The sequence below is a fragment of the Neotabrizicola shimadae genome (assembly GCF_019623905.1).
GTDB classification, from domain to species: domain Bacteria; phylum Pseudomonadota; class Alphaproteobacteria; order Rhodobacterales; family Rhodobacteraceae; genus Neotabrizicola; species Neotabrizicola shimadae.
The window spans coordinates 16,729-32,719 of record NZ_CP069372.1; the positions used below are offsets into that span (position 1 = coordinate 16,729).

19 protein-coding genes and 1 pseudogene are annotated in these 15,991 nt (G+C 64.2%); 4 read left to right on the top strand and 16 right to left on the bottom strand.

The genetic code is table 11. From position 1 onward, the window contains the following. Window positions 1–63 precede the first annotated feature (63 nt). The 7 genes and pseudogenes from JO391_RS20890 to JO391_RS20920 all read right to left on the bottom strand — a co-directional run bounded on the left by JO391_RS20890 (window position 64) and on the right by JO391_RS20920 (window position 4,753). Window positions 64–261: a hypothetical protein gene (locus JO391_RS20890; protein ID WP_220664798.1), complete on the bottom strand. Its 198-nt coding sequence runs from the start codon at window positions 259–261 to the stop codon at window positions 64–66. A gap of 1 nt (window position 262) precedes the next feature. Continuing rightward, window positions 263–643 carry a DUF6915 family protein gene (locus tag JO391_RS20895; protein WP_220664812.1) on the bottom strand — a complete coding sequence of 127 codons (381 nt, stop codon included), beginning with the start codon at window positions 641–643 and terminating at the stop codon, window positions 263–265. Further along, complete coding sequence (locus JO391_RS20900; protein WP_220664668.1) at window positions 640–1,572, bottom strand: IS110 family RNA-guided transposase; 933 nt, start codon at window positions 1,570–1,572, stop codon at window positions 640–642. The genes JO391_RS20895 and JO391_RS20900 overlap by 4 nt, the downstream gene beginning before the upstream one ends. Before the next feature lie 197 nt (window positions 1,573–1,769). Continuing rightward, window positions 1,770–2,261: a DUF6878 family protein gene (locus JO391_RS20905; protein WP_220664799.1), complete on the bottom strand. Its 492-nt coding sequence runs from the start codon at window positions 2,259–2,261 to the stop codon at window positions 1,770–1,772. A 101-nt stretch (window positions 2,262–2,362) separates the two neighbouring features. Then, window positions 2,363–2,876 (bottom strand): annotated as a pseudogene (locus tag JO391_RS20910) (DNA repair protein RadC). 108 nt (window positions 2,877–2,984) lie between these two features. Further along, window positions 2,985–3,428, bottom strand: coding sequence for a JAB domain-containing protein (locus JO391_RS20915; RefSeq protein ID WP_220664800.1), 444 nt, complete (start codon window positions 3,426–3,428; stop codon window positions 2,985–2,987). A 125-nt stretch (window positions 3,429–3,553) separates the two neighbouring features. Next, window positions 3,554–4,753 (bottom strand): DUF932 domain-containing protein, encoded by a 1,200-nt coding sequence (locus tag JO391_RS20920; RefSeq protein WP_220664801.1) that lies wholly within the window; start codon window positions 4,751–4,753, stop codon window positions 3,554–3,556. A gap of 303 nt (window positions 4,754–5,056) precedes the next feature. Here JO391_RS20920 and JO391_RS20925 point away from each other — a divergent pair, with 303 nt between their 5' ends. Then, window positions 5,057–6,199 carry a hypothetical protein gene (locus JO391_RS20925; protein ID WP_259444942.1) on the top strand — a complete coding sequence of 381 codons (1,143 nt, stop codon included), beginning with the start codon at window positions 5,057–5,059 and terminating at the stop codon, window positions 6,197–6,199. Window positions 6,200–6,309: 110 nt separating this feature from the next. On the opposite strand, the gene JO391_RS20930 is transcribed toward JO391_RS20925, so the two are convergent. Continuing rightward, entirely contained in the window at window positions 6,310–6,714 is a 405-nt protein-coding gene (locus JO391_RS20930) for a single-stranded DNA-binding protein (protein ID WP_090271194.1), read from the bottom strand. Between the two features lie 424 nt (window positions 6,715–7,138). On the opposite strand from JO391_RS20930, the gene JO391_RS20935 reads away from it, so the two are divergent. Next, entirely contained in the window at window positions 7,139–7,459 is a 321-nt protein-coding gene (locus JO391_RS20935) for an H-NS histone family protein (protein WP_220664802.1), read from the top strand. A 183-nt stretch (window positions 7,460–7,642) separates the two neighbouring features. On the opposite strand, the gene JO391_RS20940 is transcribed toward JO391_RS20935, so the two are convergent. Genes JO391_RS20940 through JO391_RS20960 form a run of 5 tightly spaced genes read right to left on the bottom strand, consistent with a single transcriptional unit; the run spans window position 7,643 to window position 10,443 of the window. Next, window positions 7,643–7,831, bottom strand: a complete 189-nt coding sequence (locus tag JO391_RS20940) for a hypothetical protein (RefSeq protein WP_220664803.1) — start codon at window positions 7,829–7,831, stop codon at window positions 7,643–7,645. 33 nt (window positions 7,832–7,864) lie between these two features. Then, window positions 7,865–8,260, bottom strand: coding sequence for a ubiquitination-like system serine protease family protein (locus JO391_RS20945; RefSeq protein WP_220664804.1), 396 nt, complete (start codon window positions 8,258–8,260; stop codon window positions 7,865–7,867). Further along, window positions 8,260–9,681 carry a ThiF family adenylyltransferase gene (locus tag JO391_RS20950; RefSeq protein ID WP_259444943.1) on the bottom strand — a complete coding sequence of 474 codons (1,422 nt, stop codon included), beginning with the start codon at window positions 9,679–9,681 and terminating at the stop codon, window positions 8,260–8,262. The genes JO391_RS20945 and JO391_RS20950 overlap by 1 nt, the downstream gene beginning before the upstream one ends. After that, window positions 9,666–10,076: an E2/UBC family protein gene (locus JO391_RS20955; protein WP_259444944.1), complete on the bottom strand. Its 411-nt coding sequence runs from the start codon at window positions 10,074–10,076 to the stop codon at window positions 9,666–9,668. Before JO391_RS20955 ends, JO391_RS20950 begins: the two co-directional genes overlap by 16 nt. Window positions 10,077–10,083: 7 nt before the next feature. Continuing rightward, on the bottom strand, window positions 10,084–10,443 hold the full coding sequence (locus tag JO391_RS20960; RefSeq protein ID WP_220664806.1) for a multiubiquitin domain-containing protein: 360 nt from the start codon (window positions 10,441–10,443) through the stop codon (window positions 10,084–10,086). A 140-nt stretch (window positions 10,444–10,583) separates the two neighbouring features. Between JO391_RS20960 and JO391_RS20965 the strand changes: the two genes are divergently transcribed. Together JO391_RS20965 and JO391_RS20970 are read left to right on the top strand one after the other, a co-directional pair. Next, window positions 10,584–11,672 (top strand): helix-turn-helix domain-containing protein, encoded by a 1,089-nt coding sequence (locus JO391_RS20965; protein ID WP_220664807.1) that lies wholly within the window; start codon window positions 10,584–10,586, stop codon window positions 11,670–11,672. Between the two features lie 5 nt (window positions 11,673–11,677). Next, window positions 11,678–12,178, top strand: coding sequence for a PIN domain-containing protein (locus tag JO391_RS20970; RefSeq protein ID WP_220664808.1), 501 nt, complete (start codon window positions 11,678–11,680; stop codon window positions 12,176–12,178). A gap of 409 nt (window positions 12,179–12,587) precedes the next feature. On the opposite strand, the gene JO391_RS20975 is transcribed toward JO391_RS20970, so the two are convergent. The 3 genes from JO391_RS20975 to JO391_RS20985 all read right to left on the bottom strand — a co-directional run bounded on the left by JO391_RS20975 (window position 12,588) and on the right by JO391_RS20985 (window position 15,887). Then, window positions 12,588–12,752 (bottom strand): hypothetical protein, encoded by a 165-nt coding sequence (locus JO391_RS20975; protein WP_018065899.1) that lies wholly within the window; start codon window positions 12,750–12,752, stop codon window positions 12,588–12,590. Between the two features lie 389 nt (window positions 12,753–13,141). Then, window positions 13,142–13,615 carry a UCP036055 family protein gene (locus JO391_RS20980; RefSeq protein ID WP_220664809.1) on the bottom strand — a complete coding sequence of 158 codons (474 nt, stop codon included), beginning with the start codon at window positions 13,613–13,615 and terminating at the stop codon, window positions 13,142–13,144. A gap of 100 nt (window positions 13,616–13,715) precedes the next feature. Then, on the bottom strand, window positions 13,716–15,887 hold the full coding sequence (locus tag JO391_RS20985) for a ParB/RepB/Spo0J family partition protein (protein WP_220664810.1): 2,172 nt from the start codon (window positions 15,885–15,887) through the stop codon (window positions 13,716–13,718). Between the last annotated feature and the right edge of the window lie 104 nt (window positions 15,888–15,991).

Here is a 15,991-nt window from a genome sequence, read left to right on the forward strand (position 1 = left end):
AGGGGGGAAGACCCGGCCAAGAGGCCGGGCGCTGGATTGGGATGAAGGGATGGTTGGGCGCGATCAGTCGGTTGACGTGTCGCCCGCCGCCTGTCGCGCGGCATGCGCGCAGAGCATCTGTCGGTAGAAGCGCTTGCGCGCCGTCCCGAAGCCGCGAACCGCTCGCGTGTCGGGGTGGAGCGCCCGGACCGCCGCCCGCAGGACGGTGTAGGGCGAGGCCGTCACTGGCAGGCCGAGGCGCTGATAGGCTGGATCGGTCATCTCAGATCACCTCGACCACGGGCGAGGCGAGATGCGGATCGACCAATGCCTCGATCCGCTCGGATCGGCCCATCCAGGGTTCGGGCCGGATTGCCTTGACCCAGTCGGCAAAGCTCGGAATGAACCCCAGATCCTCGCGGACATGCTGCTCGCCCACCCATCGGGTCGGGATCACGCGGCCCGTGGAGAGGGTAATCGTCGGCCCAAAGACGGTCTCGGAGAGCCAGATTCCAGCGGCATGGTGAAACATGGCTCGGTGGCGAAAGTCGGCGGAATGGGCTTTTGAGGAGTCGAACCAAGCATGGATGGCCTGGTAATCGTCGACGGTGCCGCCCCATTTCTTCACCGAGGAGAGGGCGTGGTGATAGCAACTGTCTTTCAGGAGACTGCAGAAGCGTAGTCCGTGGCGTCTCGCGCCATCGCGTTGATGATCGTGAGCAGCTTGCGGGCGCATGCTGTAATCGCAAGTTTCGGAGGCTTTCCAGAATCCTGAAGTCTGGCTCGAAACGCCGCCAACGTCGGGTCGAACCGGCTGGCTACAAACCCCGCGAGGTAAAGGGCTCGCCTGATGTCAGCTCGGCCACCCCAGACTCGTCTCTTGCCTCTGGATAAACCTGAGTCACAAGCCTGCGGCGCAAGTCCAGCAAGCGCAGCAATCTGCTTGGCCTTTAGTCTTCCGAGCTCGGGCAATCGGGCAAGTATCACGGCGACCAGTGCCGGTCCGATCCCGGGCGCTGTACGAAGTCGACGTGCTTGTTCGAGAAGAGACCCGGAAGCCGCGATGTGGCGAGCGATCTCCTTCTCAACTGCATCGAGATGATCTTCAAGACTCGCAACAAGACGCTGAATTTCCCGCCTGACCCATCCGTCCCGGCTTGTCCCAAGGCGGTTTCTCTCGGCCTGGATCGCAGCGACCAAATCCTCTCGTCGCGCCACGAGGTCAGCCAGGCGCACCCGGTCAGGATCCGGGATGGGGGAAGGAACGAGATCCAACGCTTTCCCCATTCGGGCAAGGATCGCCGCATCAACCTTGTCGGTCTTTGCCAGCTTTCCCGTCGCCCTCGCAAATTCGCGCGCCTGCCGCGGGTTCACACGTATGAAACGGGCCTCGGCTTTGATCAGGGCTTCGATCAATGGCCGCTCATAACCACCTGAGGCTTCCAACACGACAACTGCGTCGTTCGCTGCCTTGGCGAACTTTGCAAGCGATTGTTTTGTCGACTTTATCCGCTCATGGCGACCGTTGGACAGATAACAGACGTCGATCCAGTCCATGGCGACATCGACGCCAATGAATTCGTGAGAGGCCATTCCGGCACCTATCCTTGTTCTGCGGGATCGACACCTTGGGGAGTCCTCCCAGGCAACTGTTCAGGTTGAGCAACGGTCAGCTGGCGAGCCCCATGCTATCACTCGGGATTGTTTGCCCAGGGATGTGTCGGGGTCTCGCCAGCCACCCCGATTATGGCAGTTTCCCAATAGACAAGGGATGTGCCATCGCCGCGCCCTCAGAAATCGTGGGTGTAGAGTTCGGACGAGGTGAAGCGCTCGTTGAACTCGAGGTGGATGCAGCGGGCCGCGGCGTCGAAGCAGAACTCGCCCCAGGCACCGTCGTTGTTCTCCCAGCCGCCATGGGTGTCGGAGAGGAAGTCGTAGGCCAGCTGCTCGACGACATCCTCCAGCGAGAGCTGCCGCATCTCGACCTCGGGGTCGTCCCAAGTCAGCGCAGCGTATTCGATCTCGGTGGCGGGGAACTCGGCGGCGATCTCACCGGACCATGCGCCGATGCTTTCGATCTGGCCGCTGTCACCGGCCCCATCGAAGGTCACGGTGACATGGGTGATGCCGGCGGCCGAGAGGCCGTCGAAGAGGCGGTCCTTGTTGCCGGGGCGCAGCGCTTCGATCCGGGCCGCGCGTTCGGCATGCGCCGCGAAGATCTGCGCCATGTCGACGGTCGGGGGTGCCATCGGCGGTGCGAGCGTGGGTTCGGTCATGTTCATCGGGTGTCTCCGGTAAGGGGAAGGGATCGGAGCCGGGCCGGGCGATCTCTCTCCCCCGGACAAGCTCCAAATCCCCCCTGCCCCTCTCTGCCTCTCCGGCCTCACGCAGCGACCTGCAGCGCCCGGGCGGCGAAGGCGCGCCAGAGCGGATCGCCGCGCATCGAGAAGATCGGCGCGGTGGCGCAGCCGCTGCGCCAGATCGGGCTCGCCCCAGGCGGCCGCGCGGCCCGCCTGCGCGCGCAGCTGGCTCGCCTCGGTCACGACGCCCCTCGCCTCGACCGCGCTCGATACCGGGTGGCACCAGGCGACGGCGTGGTCGCTGGCGGCCCCGGCCAGAACAAGGCGCTCGTCGCGGTCAAGGATCGCAAGAAGCTGGGGCGCGGCATCCGGGGCGATGCCATCGGCATGGTCGATCGCGCCCTGCATGGCTTCGGCCAGCGTCGCGAAGCGGGCGAGCACTAGGGGCGCGGCGCAGCCCGACATCAGATCGGCCGGCGCGCGGCGCGACAGGGTCAGGGCGAAGGGGTGATTGGGGTCGACATCACCAGTTGAAAAGTGCGGTGGGACGACCCGCGCGTAAGCAGTCGGGTGGATGGGCAATGGCAGGTCGAACATGGGAAGATCTCCGACAGCGCGGGAAGCCTCTCTCCCCGCTTCACCGTCATCGACAGAACCCCCGCCCTCTTCCTCGAAGGGGCGGCGGCGGTAGGTCGAAAAGACGCGTCATAGCTTGCCCAAAGCTCGCAGGCTCAGCTGCTCTGTCCCGGCCCCGACGATGATGTGGTCGTGTAGCGTCAGACCGAGATACTTGCAGCCTTTCTGGATCTCCTTGGTCATGCTGAGATCGGCCTCGGATGGCGTCGGATCGCCCGAAGGGTGGTTGTGGATCAGTATCAGAGCACTGGCGTTCAGCATCAGCGCCAGCTTGATCACCTCGCGCGGATAGACAGGGACATGGTCGACCGTGCCGGTCGACAAGACCTCATCGGAGATGATGCGGTTCTTGCGGTCGAGATAGAGGACGTGGAAGCGTTCGATGGGCCCGCGAACGCTGAACGCGCAATAGTCCATCAGCGCCTGCCAACTGCCGATAACCGGGTTCTGGCTGAGGTAGCGGCCGAGGATGTCACGGGCCTCGAGGATGACGGTTTCTTCCTGGGGGGTCATGGGAGTCTCGCTGAAATACGCAGGCCGAAGCCCCCTACCCTCTCGGGGCGGGACCAGTGGCATGCATTTGGAAGGGGAAAGCGCGACCGCCGCAGATGCGGGCGGTCGCGTTGTCGGGCCCGGCGTCAGCCGACCCGGTCGAGGAGCTTCTTCGCGCGGCCCTCCATGTCGAGGCGGGCATCTTGCTGGGTCTTGTCGCGCGCAAGCCGCGTGATGCCCTGCACGAAGTCGAAGATGCTCTCGGGTGGGCGGCCTTCTTCCATCAGCACCTTCTCGATGATCTTGCCGGACTCGGCCTTCGAGAAGCCCCGCTTCCTCAAGAAGTCATCCCGGTCCTCGTCCGTCCGCGCCACGATCTGCTGCCGCGCCGCCTTGATGCCGTTCACGAAGCCCTGCGGCGAAGAGTTGGCAAAGCGCGTCAGCGCCGGGGCCGCCTCGTGGGCGAAGCGGGAGGCGGCGTATTTCGAGTGGCGGATCGTGATCTCCTGGAAATCTTCGACGCCCCAGAGGTTGCGGTTCTGGCAAACTGCCCGCAGGTAGAAGCTTGCCATGCCAAGGGTCTTCGCCCCGACCTCGGAATTCCAGCAGTAGAAGCCCCGGAAATAGAGATCAGGGGAGCCATCCGGCAGACGGCCCGCTTCGATCGGATTGTGATCGTCGACCAGGAACAGGAAGACATCGCGGTCCGAGGCATAGAGCGTGGTCGTGTCGCGGCTGATCTCGACATCGGGGTTGTAGACACCGGTCGACCAGTCGAGGACGCCCGGCACCTTCCAGCGCGTGTCGCCGGTGCCATTGCCAGCGATGCGTTGCACCGCCTCGACCAATTCATGGTCATGGATGCGGCCATAATCGGGACCAGTCACCGCGCGCAGTTCGGTGCGACCATCTTCCGTCTCGAAGGTCTTCACTTGCTCAGCGCGGTGGTTGGTCAGGCCGTATTGCAGGTTGATCCCCGCCAGCGGCGCAGGCAGCTGGCGCAGGTAGGACGCCGGCGCGCCGACGATGCTCGCTAGCTGGCCGAACGCCCAATGCGTGGGTGCAACCGGTTCATGCGCTTTCGGAAGGACCAGGTGCAGCCGCTCAGCGCTGTCGCGCGCGGCTTCCACCCTGATGTCTGCCGTCTGCACCACCCGGCTGCGGCTGCGCTCGGAGCGGCCTTTCACACTCGCCCAGAGATCGTCGAGCGACAGATACCGCTCGTCATCGGGCCGGTTGAACCATTCGGACGACACCCGCCCGTTCCGCTCCCCCCGGCTCACATCCACCTTCCAGCCACCAGCCCGCGTCGGTGCGACCGGGTCCAGAACTTCCACAACGCCCATCGGCTATCTCCCGCGACGGGCGCCGGGAGCCACTCTCCCAACCCTCAACCCGTCATCGGGAAACCGACCAAACTCGGACTCTCTCGGGCGGACCGCGCGAAGTCAGGGGGGTCCCACGTCTGCACCTCGACAGTGTTGACGTGCAGTCGAAAATGGCACAGGTTGTGGATGGCCTTTCTCGCAGGCCGGTGTGCCCGCCACGCGAAGCTTTGCAGCGATTTTGACTTCGAACAGCAGACTTCATGCCATCGGCGGGTCTGATTAGCAGCGGGCACCTAGTCGGATCCAGCTTGGACATGGATCATGACACAGAACGATAAGCTTAAGAACTTGAAACTACTGGCAAAGCGTTACGCCAGAGCGACCGGTCAACCACAGCACGCAGCGCTCGACCTTGTTGCGGCGCGATTGGACTTTCCCCATTGGAATGCCTTGACGGGTAGCGCCAAAGGAGAGTGGGCTCCCTCCGAAGCACAAGTCGCCACGATCAAGGCCTTCGTGGAACGGATCACTTCCTACGAGGGTTTGACCTTCGACCATATCTTCGGGGGCCCGGATGCCGTTACTCGAGGAGAAGTCCGGGGGCATCCATACGCGCTGAAAACAATGCTTGGCGACGTCCGCATGGAAGGCGATGGTTGGCAGATCATCCTGCCAGAAAACCCTTCAGCTGCCCCTCGGGTCGAAATCGACATCAAGCATGCCCAGAACAGCCCGATGAATGATCGGGTGCTGTGTGAAGAAGCCATCTGGATTGCAAAGGAATTGATGCAGAGCGTGAAAGCGCGACGATTTGCCGATTGGCCGCGGCGTGCCACGAAACCGGATGCGGAAGGAAGGGTGCGCCACCCGTTCCTGGAGATTGAGGAATCGAACCTCTGGTACTGCCTCCACTGCGACGCAGAAATCACTGGACCTCAGATCGCTGGAAGCCATTGGCATTGCCCCGGCTGCGGCGCATCACCGATCAACATTTTTGCTGAAGCGTTCTGGTTAGGACCGAACGAGGAAAAGCCAGTGCCGGTTCAAGCTCGTGCCGAGGGGCAAGGGACTGAACCCATCGCCTCTATCGTCGATCCGCGGCCGAAGCTTGATCTCAGCAAGGACCAGGTGACCCATTTGATCCGGGCAGCTCTGTTCGAGGATGCAACCAATGCCAGTGAGCGCATGGGAGCAGGTCTGGCCGAAATCTGGGTGGATGACGATCTCGATGTCGTTGTTTCCTTCGAGGATCACTACTGGCCCGAAGAAAAAGAGCCCACGGCGGCGATCGACGTGGCTGCAGTGCTCGGGATCGAGCTGGAGTTGGAAGTTATGTGGTCGGATCCGCTGTTCGCGTGGCCCGGTTTGGGCACCGTGACACAGAGCACGGCCGAATACACTCGCATGATGCTTGATGCCTATCGCAGTCACGGCATCGTCGAAGAAAGGGACGCGAACCGGTAGCTGCGCAGTCTATGCGGCCTCGGACGCTCAAGGAAGCGGGCAACAGAAGGCGAAAACTGCCTTTGGCCCGGCGGGTTTCCCCGCCGGGCCCGAGGCGGAGACCCCGTTCCTCAGAACGGGATCTCGTCGTCGCGGTCGACCAGCTCGGGGTTTTCGTTCTCGGCCGACTTCGGGCGGCTCAGGAAGTCGACCTTCTCGGCGATGATCTCGCAGCCGTAGCGGTCGTTCCCCATGCTGTCGATCCACTTGGTGTAGTGGATGCGGCCATGGACGAGGACCTTCATGCCCTTTTCGCAATGCTCCGCGACCGTCTTGCCGAGACCGTTGAAGCAGGTGATGCGGTGCCATTCCGTATCCATGACCCGGTAGCCGTTCTCGTCGCGCAGGACGCGACCTTCCGAGAGGCGGGGGCGGGAGGTGGCGAGGCTGAAGTTGGTGATCTTGGTGCCGCCCTGGGTGGTGCGGACTTCGGGGGTCTGACCGATGTTGCCGGCGAGGATGACGATGTTCTGCATGGTAAGCTCCTGTGTGTCCTGTCTTCGGGACCGTCCCTTCGACAAGACCCGGAAAAAGCCCGTCGGGTGACGCGTGCACGGTGGACGGAACGGACGCCGGAAACCCCCAGAGGACCGGGGTGGAGCGGGCAGCCCCGAAGGGGCAACACGGCCCGGACTGACGCGGGGTTGCGCGCAGTCAACCGAACGGGATTAGGGGATTGTCAGTCGAAGGGATGGCCCAGAAGACAGAGCTGCGCGGGGAGCCCATGCCAGAACCTGTCACCCGACCAATCGGGACAGCCTGACCCCCAGTTCAGCACCTCCCTGGCGGCGAAACGACGATCACCAGCCTTTGCCACCCCTGCCCTTGCCTTCCGGGAGTTGCAGCGCCCCACTGCGGCGGGGTATCGATACCGGAACATTCTGGACACGGAACGTAGCAATGGCTGATTTCGATCTCGGGGCACTGTCGCTCAGCGAGCTGAAGAAAATGCAGAAGGACGTCGCCAAGGCGATCTCCACCTTTGAGGATCGGCAGAAGGCGGAAGCCCGCGCCAAGGTGGAAGCTCTCGCCCGGGATCTGGGCTACTCCCTGGCCGAACTTGTCGGCACTGAGACGAAATCCTCCCGTGCACCGGCCGCGGCGAAATACCGGCACCCTGAGAACCCGGCGCTCACCTGGTCCGGCCGGGGGCGCAAACCGCAGTGGTTCGTGGAAGCGTTGGAGGCGGGAAAGACCGCGGGCGACCTAGCCATCAGTTGAAGACTTGACCTACGCGATCGGCCCATAGCTGCCGGTCGGATCTGTGCATGTCGTGCGCCGCTGCGTCCTGAAACCAGTCACGCGTGCCCAGGAGGAGCATCCCGGAAACGTGAACCTCCATTGTGCGGCCAAATGCGGCCGCGACTAGTCAGAGCACCCTCTTCTGAGGGCGGGCATCCCATTTCAGCTGTTCTTGGTATCGCGGCCGTCCGGCTCGCGCGCCACGCCCTTGAACGGCTTGCCATCGTCCTTCACTTCCATGAAGCGGCCCGTGCGCTCGTCGCGTTTCTGCCAGAGATCGTCTGGCCGCTCGAATTGCGTCCGTCCGGTCACCGCGCCGCGCCGGAAGCCATTGCCCGTGTTGGTCGCCATTTGCTTCGTCTCCTCTGCCTTGATCCTTCTTTCTTACCCGGCCCTCTGCCAGCCCAGCAGCAACCGGATATCCTTCCACAGCGGCGACTTCTGATCCCCGCACCAATGAACCTTTCCGGCCCGGAACCAGAAGTGCGCCCGGCAACCCTTCATCCGATGCACCGATGGATGCAGCGTGCCGAAACCGGCCCCATCGACCGCCAGCCTCCACACCGGTCGCTCGTCGGGTAGCAGGTTCATGTGCAGGGTCTCGCCGCAGCCGCACGGGCAAAGCATGGCGGCGCTCCAGGGGGCGCCGTCCTCGGTCACGACATAAAGGGTCCGGGCGTGGGGTCGCTCGGGCGCGTCCTCGTCGACATATTCAGTGCGGAACCGGACCCTGAGCCGATCCCGCAGCCAGATCTGCCACCGCTGCCAATGCCCTGCCATCAAACAACCCTCCGGGAAAGCTCCGGCATACCCAGCAGCGGCCGCGTATCGCCTCTGCCCAGGTCGCCACGGAAGACCGGACAGGCACCAGGCTTTGGGTCCCGGAACATCGCCATCTCGCTCAGGCTGACCTCGATATGGGCGAAGGCCTCATTCGGGTCGTCCCGGAACGGATGCAGGCGGGCCAGCAAATCGTTTACGGCCAGCGAGGCGATCAGCATGTTGAGCGAGATCACCGCCGGCCGCCGCACCGTAACCCCGGAGATGTAGCCATCGGCGATCTGCCGGGCATGTGCCTCGGGGTCGGTGCGGGCAAGCCCGGCCGCGCGCACGTCGTCGAGGCTGAACAGGCCCCGGCTGACAAGGCTCGACCCGCCGGGAGCAAGATAGTGAACGCTGCCGCAGACCTCGACGATTTCGCCCCGACGCAGCCCTTCCGGAACCGCGTGAATGCGCACGCCCAGGTCGAAATACGGGAGCTGATAGAAGGTCGCGAGCGTGTTCAGCAGGAACCGGCCGTCGATCGTGTCCATGCAGCCGAACACGATATCGCATTGCGCCACCGCTTCGATGGCCTCGGGCGACCACAGGCTTCGTTCCAGCGCGATCACGCGGGTGCCCGTCCCCATGCGCTCGACCGCCCCGGCAAGTACGGCGACTTTCGCCCGACCCTTCTCGGCATCGGCAGCCGTGGCGTTCAGAATGCGGTTGAGGTTGCGCTCTTCGACCGTGTCGTCATCGACGATCACCAGCTCGCCGACGCCGAGCCGGGCCAGTTGCTCGATCACCGGACTGCCGGTGCCGGAGCAGCCGACAACGGCGACCGAGAGCCGCCGCAATAGATCGAACGTCCCCTCGCCGAAGGCTTGCGCATGGGAGGCTGCGAAGCCGGGCACCGCCCCGGCGCCGGATGCCCCATCATGCCAGAAGAGCAGATCGTCACCGGCAACGTTGATCTGCGTGAGCGGCGGCATCGCGCCGTCCGCTCCCACGGTCCGGCCGAACATGCGGCCATCCGGAAGCATCACCGCGCTGCCATGCGGCCGGTCGTCATCGAACCAGTCTCGAAGGCTCGGCAGGAGCAGCCGGTCGCTCTCGTCATCAACCCCGGAAAAGGCAGGATCGCCGCCGGGGTGACTGTGCACCTTGACCAGCGTGCCGCCCGACCGTTCGGCGATCTCCAACAGCGGGAGGATCGTGTCGGTCGGCCAGGTCACCCGCCGATCCGTCCGGATCGAACAGGCCGAATACGGCACCGGGAACACCTCCCGCGCGATGAGGCGGGTCCGCCGGTCCCCGGCGCGCACCCCACAGAGCAGGAAAGCCGCCGCCTCCAAACCATCGCCGGGAAACAGGTGCGCCTTCAGCGCCGCGTGCTGCGTTCCGTTCAGGGTCAGGCCGACCATCACGCCGCCGGGCATTTTTCGAACTCCCGCATCAGCCAGTCCTCGACCATGAGGACGTGTGTGCCGAGGTTGTGTTGGCCGACCACCCACGGGTTGGCGGCCGTGTAGTGCCGCGACCACCGCTGGAAGACCTTGCCGTCGAGCGACTGCGTCGCTTCGGTCGCGCCGATGGCCCGGCCGTCCTTCCGCGCCAGTGCCGGGTAGAAATACACCATGTCGAGTGCAGCCTTCGGGTAGCCGGTCTCGATCCGGATCGCGGCGGTGACGGCGTCATGATTGTAGCCAGCATCCTGCGTTGCGAAACCATGCAGGAGCACCCAGGGAGAGCCGTCCACGACGGTCTCCCATGGGCAGCCGTAGGCATCGAGAAACGCCCGATCCTCTTCCGGCAGCTCGAACTGACGCCGCATCGCCACCTCAGCCCTCCGTCTGGTCGCGCGGCAGGGCCTTGAACTTCTCGACGCCAGGACGCCGCAGATCGACGCGCTCGCCGGGCTTGATCAGCTCGTATCCGCCGCCGCTCAGCTTGAGGCGCAGGGTCCAGTCTCCGGCGGGCGTCAGCCCGGCCGCCTCCAGGATCGTCTCGCGCGTCGGCTTGTCCTCGTGGACTTCATGCCGATCCCGGTTCACCCGGAAGCGGTAGCCACGGCACCGCGGCGGAGCCTTGCCCAGCTTCGCGTACTCTTCAAGGTCCGCGATCTCCTCGAGAATTTCTTCGCGGATCGCGTCTGCCAGTTCTTCGCCGCTCATGTCCGGCGGCCGGGCCTGCTCGTTCATTGCCTTTCTCCTTCTGCCTCGCCGCCGCAGCGGCTTACCCTGTCAGGTGGGGATCGGTTAACTGGCCTTCAAGGGTTTTAGTTTACAAAATTTCGCCTATCATATATCGTTTGTAAACCACACGCAAGGAGGCGAGAAACGTGATAGGACAGAGGCTTAAGCTCGCCCGTGCCGCAGCAGGCCTGTCTCTCAGGGAGTTGGAGGAGAAGATTGGAAACCGCGTCACGGCTCAGGCGATCGGCAAATACGAGCGCAACGAATCGATGCCCAGCTCGGGCGTCCTGATGGCGCTTGCCTCGGCGCTCGATGTCTCGGTGGACTACCTGGTCGGCGATCAGGACATGGCCCTCGAAGGGATCGAGTTCCGCAAGAAGAAGATCACGGGCAAGCGTGAGGAGGCGCAGGTCGAAGCGCAGGTCCTGCACCTGCTCGAACGCTATCTGATGGTTGAGGAGGCGCTGAATCTCGCGAGCGTCGAATGGGACAAGCCGCGAGAGGCACCTTACCCGGTCCGTCAGGGCCTGTCAGAAGCCGACCGTGCAGCCGAAAGCCTGCGCGATCACTGGGGGCTTGGGGTCGATCCGATCCCGAACCTTGTCGAGCTGCTCGAAGAGCATGGCATCAAGGTTCTCTCGATCGACCTGACGAATATCGACGGGCTCACGGCGCAGGTCCGCCGCGTCCGCAAGGGCTCGGTTCCCGTTATCGTCGTCAATGGCAAGGATTGGGGCGAGCGCCAGCGCTTCACGCTCGCGCATGAGCTCGGCCACATGATCATGGATGTGGGCGACGGCGTCGATCCCGAGAAAGCTGCGCATCGGTTCGCGGGAGCTTTTCTCATGCCTGCGGACGCGCTTTGGAGCGAGATCGGCAAGAACCGCACGTCGATCGGCGGTGATGAACTGTTCGCGCTGAAGAAGCTCTTCGGCGTCAGCGTTCAAGCCATCACGTATCGCTGCAAGGATCTGGGCATCTTCAGCGAACCGCTGTTCCGGCGTCTGTTCCAGGAGTTCAACCGACTTGGCTGGCGCAGCCCTCCCTATGAAGAGCCGTATGCAATCAAGGGCGAGAAGCCGACGCGGTTCCGGCGGCTTACGTTCCGGGCACTCGCCGAGGGGGCCGTTTCCGAGCCGAAGGCGGCCGAGCTTCTGGGCTTGTCGGTGCGCGAGCTGAACCAGATGATGGAAGTTCAGCCGCCGCAGCTGCCTGAAGCCGTAAATGGGGCCTGAAGCCGATGCGGGTCCTGGTCTCCGACACATCCGTTCTTGTCGATCTGGAGCGCGGGTCGCTGCTGGAGGCCAGTTTCCGTCTGCCCTACCAGTTTTCCGTGCCCGATCTTCTGTATGAGCGCGAGCTGAAGAACTTCGGCGGTGATGATCTGCTTCGTCTCGGCCTTGTCGTCGAAGAACTCGACGGCGACGGGGTCGCGCGGGCGCTCGCCTACCGCCAGCGCGTCCCTGTTCTCACTGTTCCGGACAGCTTTGCTCTGGCGCTGGCGCAGGCTCGGGAATGGATACTTCTAACCGGCGATGGACCGCTTCGACAACTTGCCGCTGACGAGGCTGTCGAATGCCATGGCGTGCTCTGGGTGATGGATCAGCTTCAGGCGGCCAATGCCGCGTCCCTCCGTCTGTTGCACGACGGCTTGACCGCAATCTCTAATCACCCGCGCTGCCGACTGCCCCGGCCCGAAGTCCGCCGTCGGCTCGCCGCCTATCTCGCCGGCCTTGAATAATTCATGCATGACCAGCCCTCGAAACCTTCCCAGCTGCAACGCGGGAAGCATGGTATGAATGGCAACTCTTTCTCGCTTCGCGGCAACCCAAAAAAGCAATGGCATGGGGCGAGCATCAATCGTGCGTATGATACCCATAAGAAATCCATCGACTACGACCGCGTTTCTACTTCCGCTCAGACCTTCACCGTGCACCTTGGGCAGCTGCGAGGTGAAGGTCTGCGAACCTGCACGTATTGACGATTAGGTCGGTGCGGCGACCGGCCGCTCTCCGCCCGGCGAGCACGAAGATCTCCGCCAAGCGGCAAATCGGCGTCTCTCAGATCGGCATCACCGATCACTTGGTCGGCGACACCTACGGAGGTTCACCCTCGCCGTCCCCGGGCCCTTGGGAAGTGAGGCCGAAGCCTCACCCAAAGGGATCGTGCTCTCCCACGATCACGACCTCGTCGCCGTCGATTTCATCGGCGGGGACAGCGCCGAAGGTTCCATCCCCTGCCTGGAAGACGACGATCGAGACCATGAGCGTGGCGGCGAGGGAGGCTGCGAAGGCGTGTGCATCTTTGCGAGACATCTGTTTGGCTCCTGTCTGGGAGGCGGGGGACCATCCCCCGCGCGACAGGACCCCGAAGGCCCGAAGACTGGCTGACATCACCGGGTGCGTTCGGCTCGCCCGAATCCACACGGCGGCACGGGCTCGCCCGTAGTCCGACCCCTTTGCGGGTTGATCTCGAAGACGGGACTCGGGGCAAGGAAGGGAATGGCGAGCGGGGGATGGTGCCCCAACGTCAGGAGCCGGTTGTCGCGCTGATGCTTGTAACGCCGCCAGCCTCCCGGCCGGGCTCTTGGTTGAAGACCTCCGTCTTGGGGGATGGATCCTTTGGTGCCCCGCGAGATCGCGGGACGGGGTTGTGGTCGGTGAGAGGCCCGCCTGTGGGCTGGCCCCTCACGCCTTAGCAGCGCTCAGGCGGCCAGGTACGCGCCCCCTGCCCTATCGCCGTCCTCGGCACCGACGATTTCAAGTCGCGCGCTGCGGTATCCTTCCTTGGCGATCCAGAGCTCGGCCGCAGTGATAGATTCCGCCAGGTGCAGCAGCTCGGTGTTGCCGCCGAAGTCGAGGAGCACACGCACCTGCCCGGGCTTCGGCTCCTCAGCGACCTCGAATACCAGCCGGCTGTCCGCCGAGTGGCTGCGCATAATGGTGACGAGGATGACCCCGTCCGAGGAGAAGTTCCCTTCATGCAGCGTGAAGGAGGCCGGAGCGGTCCAGGTCGGATAGACCCGGGGCGGTTCCTTTTTCACGAGACGACCGAGGCCGTTTGACCTTTCCCAAGCTGCCAACTTCTTGGTGAAGCGTGCCGGCGGCTTGGGACTGCCGTCGGTGTAGCGGATCAGCGCCCCGAGAGGGGCTGAGTCGATGATGTTCCTTGCAGACATGATTCCTCATCCCGAATGCGAGAGTTCGCATTCATCATATTGATATTGCTGTATTTTGTGAGAAATAGGGGCGAGTTTCCTCGCCCCCGGATGGCTCAGATCATTCCGCGGCCATCATCGATGCATCGCCGTCGGGCAGATCAGCCGTCAGGAAAGCCGGGAGATCGATGTCGTCGGGCTCGCCCGCATCTTCCCCCTGCCCTTCTCCGACCGCATCGCCGTCCTGCGCGGCCAGATCGGTCCGGCGGAGGACCTCGGGCAACCAACCGCTGCCCTTCAGAAGCCGCTCGGCTTCGGTCGCCATCTCGCCCTTCTTCAGGTGATCGAGAAGCTGCGCAGTCCCCTCCCCCTTCGCCTCGCGCACGGCTTCAAGGATCCGGGCCTTGGGCACACGGTTGAGATAGCCGTCGACCGTCGGCTCCCACCCCGCTTCGACCATGTCGAGATCGACGGCACGCGCCACTAGATCGGCATGGGCCATGCGGCGGGTCAGACCGCTGGCCGAGATTCCCGCCCCATAGGGGTTCACCTTCTCATGGAGCGCGTTAATGCCGAAGCTGAGGCAATGCGCCAGGAGCGCCAGACGGCTGCCCTGGTCGAGGACCGTCAGATAGTCCCAGAGCGCGGCATCGTCACCGAGGGGCAGATCAGACTCCCAGGCAGCGTGACGCTCATCGACCAGCTTTGCGACGACGCTGTCCTTGAGATCGGGCGCCTGAGCCGACATGTAGACATGACGCACGGAGGCTTCGAGACAGCTGCCCGAGGCTGAGGAGGTGCGGAAGGTATCCGTCACCAGCTTCAGGAGCAGAAGCGTCAGCGCCACGTCCGGCGAACGCCCGATGGCCTCGCGTAGCGCGAGGGTCCGGTGGGCCGTCAGTTCCATGACCAGCCGCTCGGGCAGCGGCTTCAGCGCGCCGTCATCTTCTTCCTCCGACAGGTCAGCGCCGATCGGCTGACCGCCCGAGGTGATGACTGTGCCGCCGACGGAGGTCGCCGACGGGTTCCAGCTGGAAACACCGACATCACCCCCCTGCCCCTTGGCATCCGCGCCATCGCCCTCCTGGACCGCGGTCTCCTCGCGCGGCTCGTCCTCGGGCCGGACATAGCCGCGATAGACAGCCAGGCCGCCATCCCGATCCAGCGTGACGAAGACGCCTGCGCGCCCGACCTCGGCCGGAGCATAGATCATGGGCCGCCGCTCGAGCGCTTCCATCGCCATCTCGAGCTGACCGAGCCGGGCATCGATCTCCTCGGGGTATTCGTCCTGGCCGGAGTATTCCTCTTCCAGCGCCCGATACTCCGCGAGGAGCGTCGCATGGGCCGCGCTCTCCTCGTCGGTCATCGGCGCGGGATCACCGGCCAGACGCCGCAGACCGTGGCTGTAGCCATAGGGCAGGTCGGTCGCCACCTCGATCCACTTCCAGCCATCCGAGGCCAGCGCCTCGGCTTCGGCCTGGAGCTTCTCGGAGACCAGCCGATCGAGCAGGGCAGGGTCCTCGAGCCAGCCTCCGTCATCGCCCTGGAAGAGATCGCGCAGGACGACACCGCCGGCCGCCTCATAGGCATCGACACCGACGAACACCGCGCGGCGATCAGACGCCCGGACCGAGGTCTCCGTGAGCATGCGCCGTATGGCGTAGGGCTCCTTGTTCCAGGAGTTCTTCACCGCATCCCAGACCTGCGCCTGACGCGCATGGTCCGGGTTCACGGTGAAGGCCATCAGCTGTTCGAGCGTCATGCCGTCCTCGGCATAAACCTCGAGCAGGGCAGGGGCCACGGAGGCGAGTTTCAGGCGCTGCTTCACGATCTGCGGCGTCACGAAGAAGGCCGCCGCGATCGCTTCCTCGCCCTGACCCTTTTCGCGCAGGGCCTGGAACGCACGGAACTGGTCCAGCGGATGCAAAGCCACACGCTGCATGTTCTCGGCCAGCGAGTCGTCCTCGGCCAAAATCTCGGAGGCGGCATCCCGCACGATGCAGGGGATCGGCGCGGTCTTGGCCAAACGCTTCTGCTTCACCAGGAGCGATAGCGCCTGGAAGCGGCGGCCGCCGGCCGGGATCTCGAACGTGCCGGTTTCGACCCCGTCGGCATCAAGCACGGGCCGGACGTTCAAGCCCTGCAGCAGGCCGCGCCGCGCGACGTCCTCGGCCAGTTCCTCGACCGAAATGCCCGCCTTGATGCGCCGCACGTTGGACTGGCTCAGCACGAGCTTGTCGAAGGGGATATCCCGCGACGGGGACAGGGTGACTTTCTGGGCTGCTTTCGCCATCAGATCTTCTCCACGACGGTCGCCGGAAGCCACTCTCCCGATCTCACTTCCCGTCACCCCTCAAACCCCCCAACCTTTCCCTCTATCTGCTGGTTGCTCATCAG

What these genes read in the sequence shown, in the direction of transcription:
- JO391_RS20945 (WP_220664804.1), bottom strand. Translation starts at nt 8,260, where the DNA reads ATGGCAGGGCATTGGCAGCGGTGGCAGATCTGGCTGCGGGATCGGCTC.
- JO391_RS20915 (WP_220664800.1), bottom strand. Translation starts at nt 3,428, where the DNA reads ATGACCCCCCAGGAAGAAACCGTCATCCTCGAGGCCCGTGACATCCTC.
- JO391_RS20960 (WP_220664806.1), bottom strand. Translation starts at nt 10,443, where the DNA reads ATGAACGAGCAGGCCCGGCCGCCGGACATGAGCGGCGAAGAACTGGCA.
- JO391_RS20930 (WP_090271194.1), bottom strand. Translation starts at nt 6,714, where the DNA reads ATGCAGAACATCGTCATCCTCGCCGGCAACATCGGTCAGACCCCCGAA.
- JO391_RS20970 (WP_220664808.1), top strand. Translation starts at nt 11,678, where the DNA reads ATGCGGGTCCTGGTCTCCGACACATCCGTTCTTGTCGATCTGGAGCGC.
- JO391_RS20980 (WP_220664809.1), bottom strand. Translation starts at nt 13,615, where the DNA reads ATGTCTGCAAGGAACATCATCGACTCAGCCCCTCTCGGGGCGCTGATC.
- JO391_RS20975 (WP_018065899.1), bottom strand. Translation starts at nt 12,752, where the DNA reads ATGTCTCGCAAAGATGCACACGCCTTCGCAGCCTCCCTCGCCGCCACG.
- JO391_RS20940 (WP_220664803.1), bottom strand. Translation starts at nt 7,831, where the DNA reads ATGGCGACCAACACGGGCAATGGCTTCCGGCGCGGCGCGGTGACCGGA.
- JO391_RS20920 (WP_220664801.1), bottom strand. Translation starts at nt 4,753, where the DNA reads ATGGGCGTTGTGGAAGTTCTGGACCCGGTCGCACCGACGCGGGCTGGT.
- JO391_RS20905 (WP_220664799.1), bottom strand. Translation starts at nt 2,261, where the DNA reads ATGAACATGACCGAACCCACGCTCGCACCGCCGATGGCACCCCCGACC.
- JO391_RS20985 (WP_220664810.1), bottom strand. Translation starts at nt 15,887, where the DNA reads ATGGCGAAAGCAGCCCAGAAAGTCACCCTGTCCCCGTCGCGGGATATC.
- JO391_RS20900 (WP_220664668.1), bottom strand. Translation starts at nt 1,572, where the DNA reads ATGGCCTCTCACGAATTCATTGGCGTCGATGTCGCCATGGACTGGATC.
- JO391_RS20955 (WP_259444944.1), bottom strand. Translation starts at nt 10,076, where the DNA reads ATGCGGCGTCAGTTCGAGCTGCCGGAAGAGGATCGGGCGTTTCTCGAT.
- JO391_RS20890 (WP_220664798.1), bottom strand. Translation starts at nt 261, where the DNA reads ATGACCGATCCAGCCTATCAGCGCCTCGGCCTGCCAGTGACGGCCTCG.
- JO391_RS20950 (WP_259444943.1), bottom strand. Translation starts at nt 9,681, where the DNA reads ATGCCCGGCGGCGTGATGGTCGGCCTGACCCTGAACGGAACGCAGCAC.
- JO391_RS20935 (WP_220664802.1), top strand. Translation starts at nt 7,139, where the DNA reads ATGGCTGATTTCGATCTCGGGGCACTGTCGCTCAGCGAGCTGAAGAAA.
- JO391_RS20925 (WP_259444942.1), top strand. Translation starts at nt 5,057, where the DNA reads ATGACACAGAACGATAAGCTTAAGAACTTGAAACTACTGGCAAAGCGT.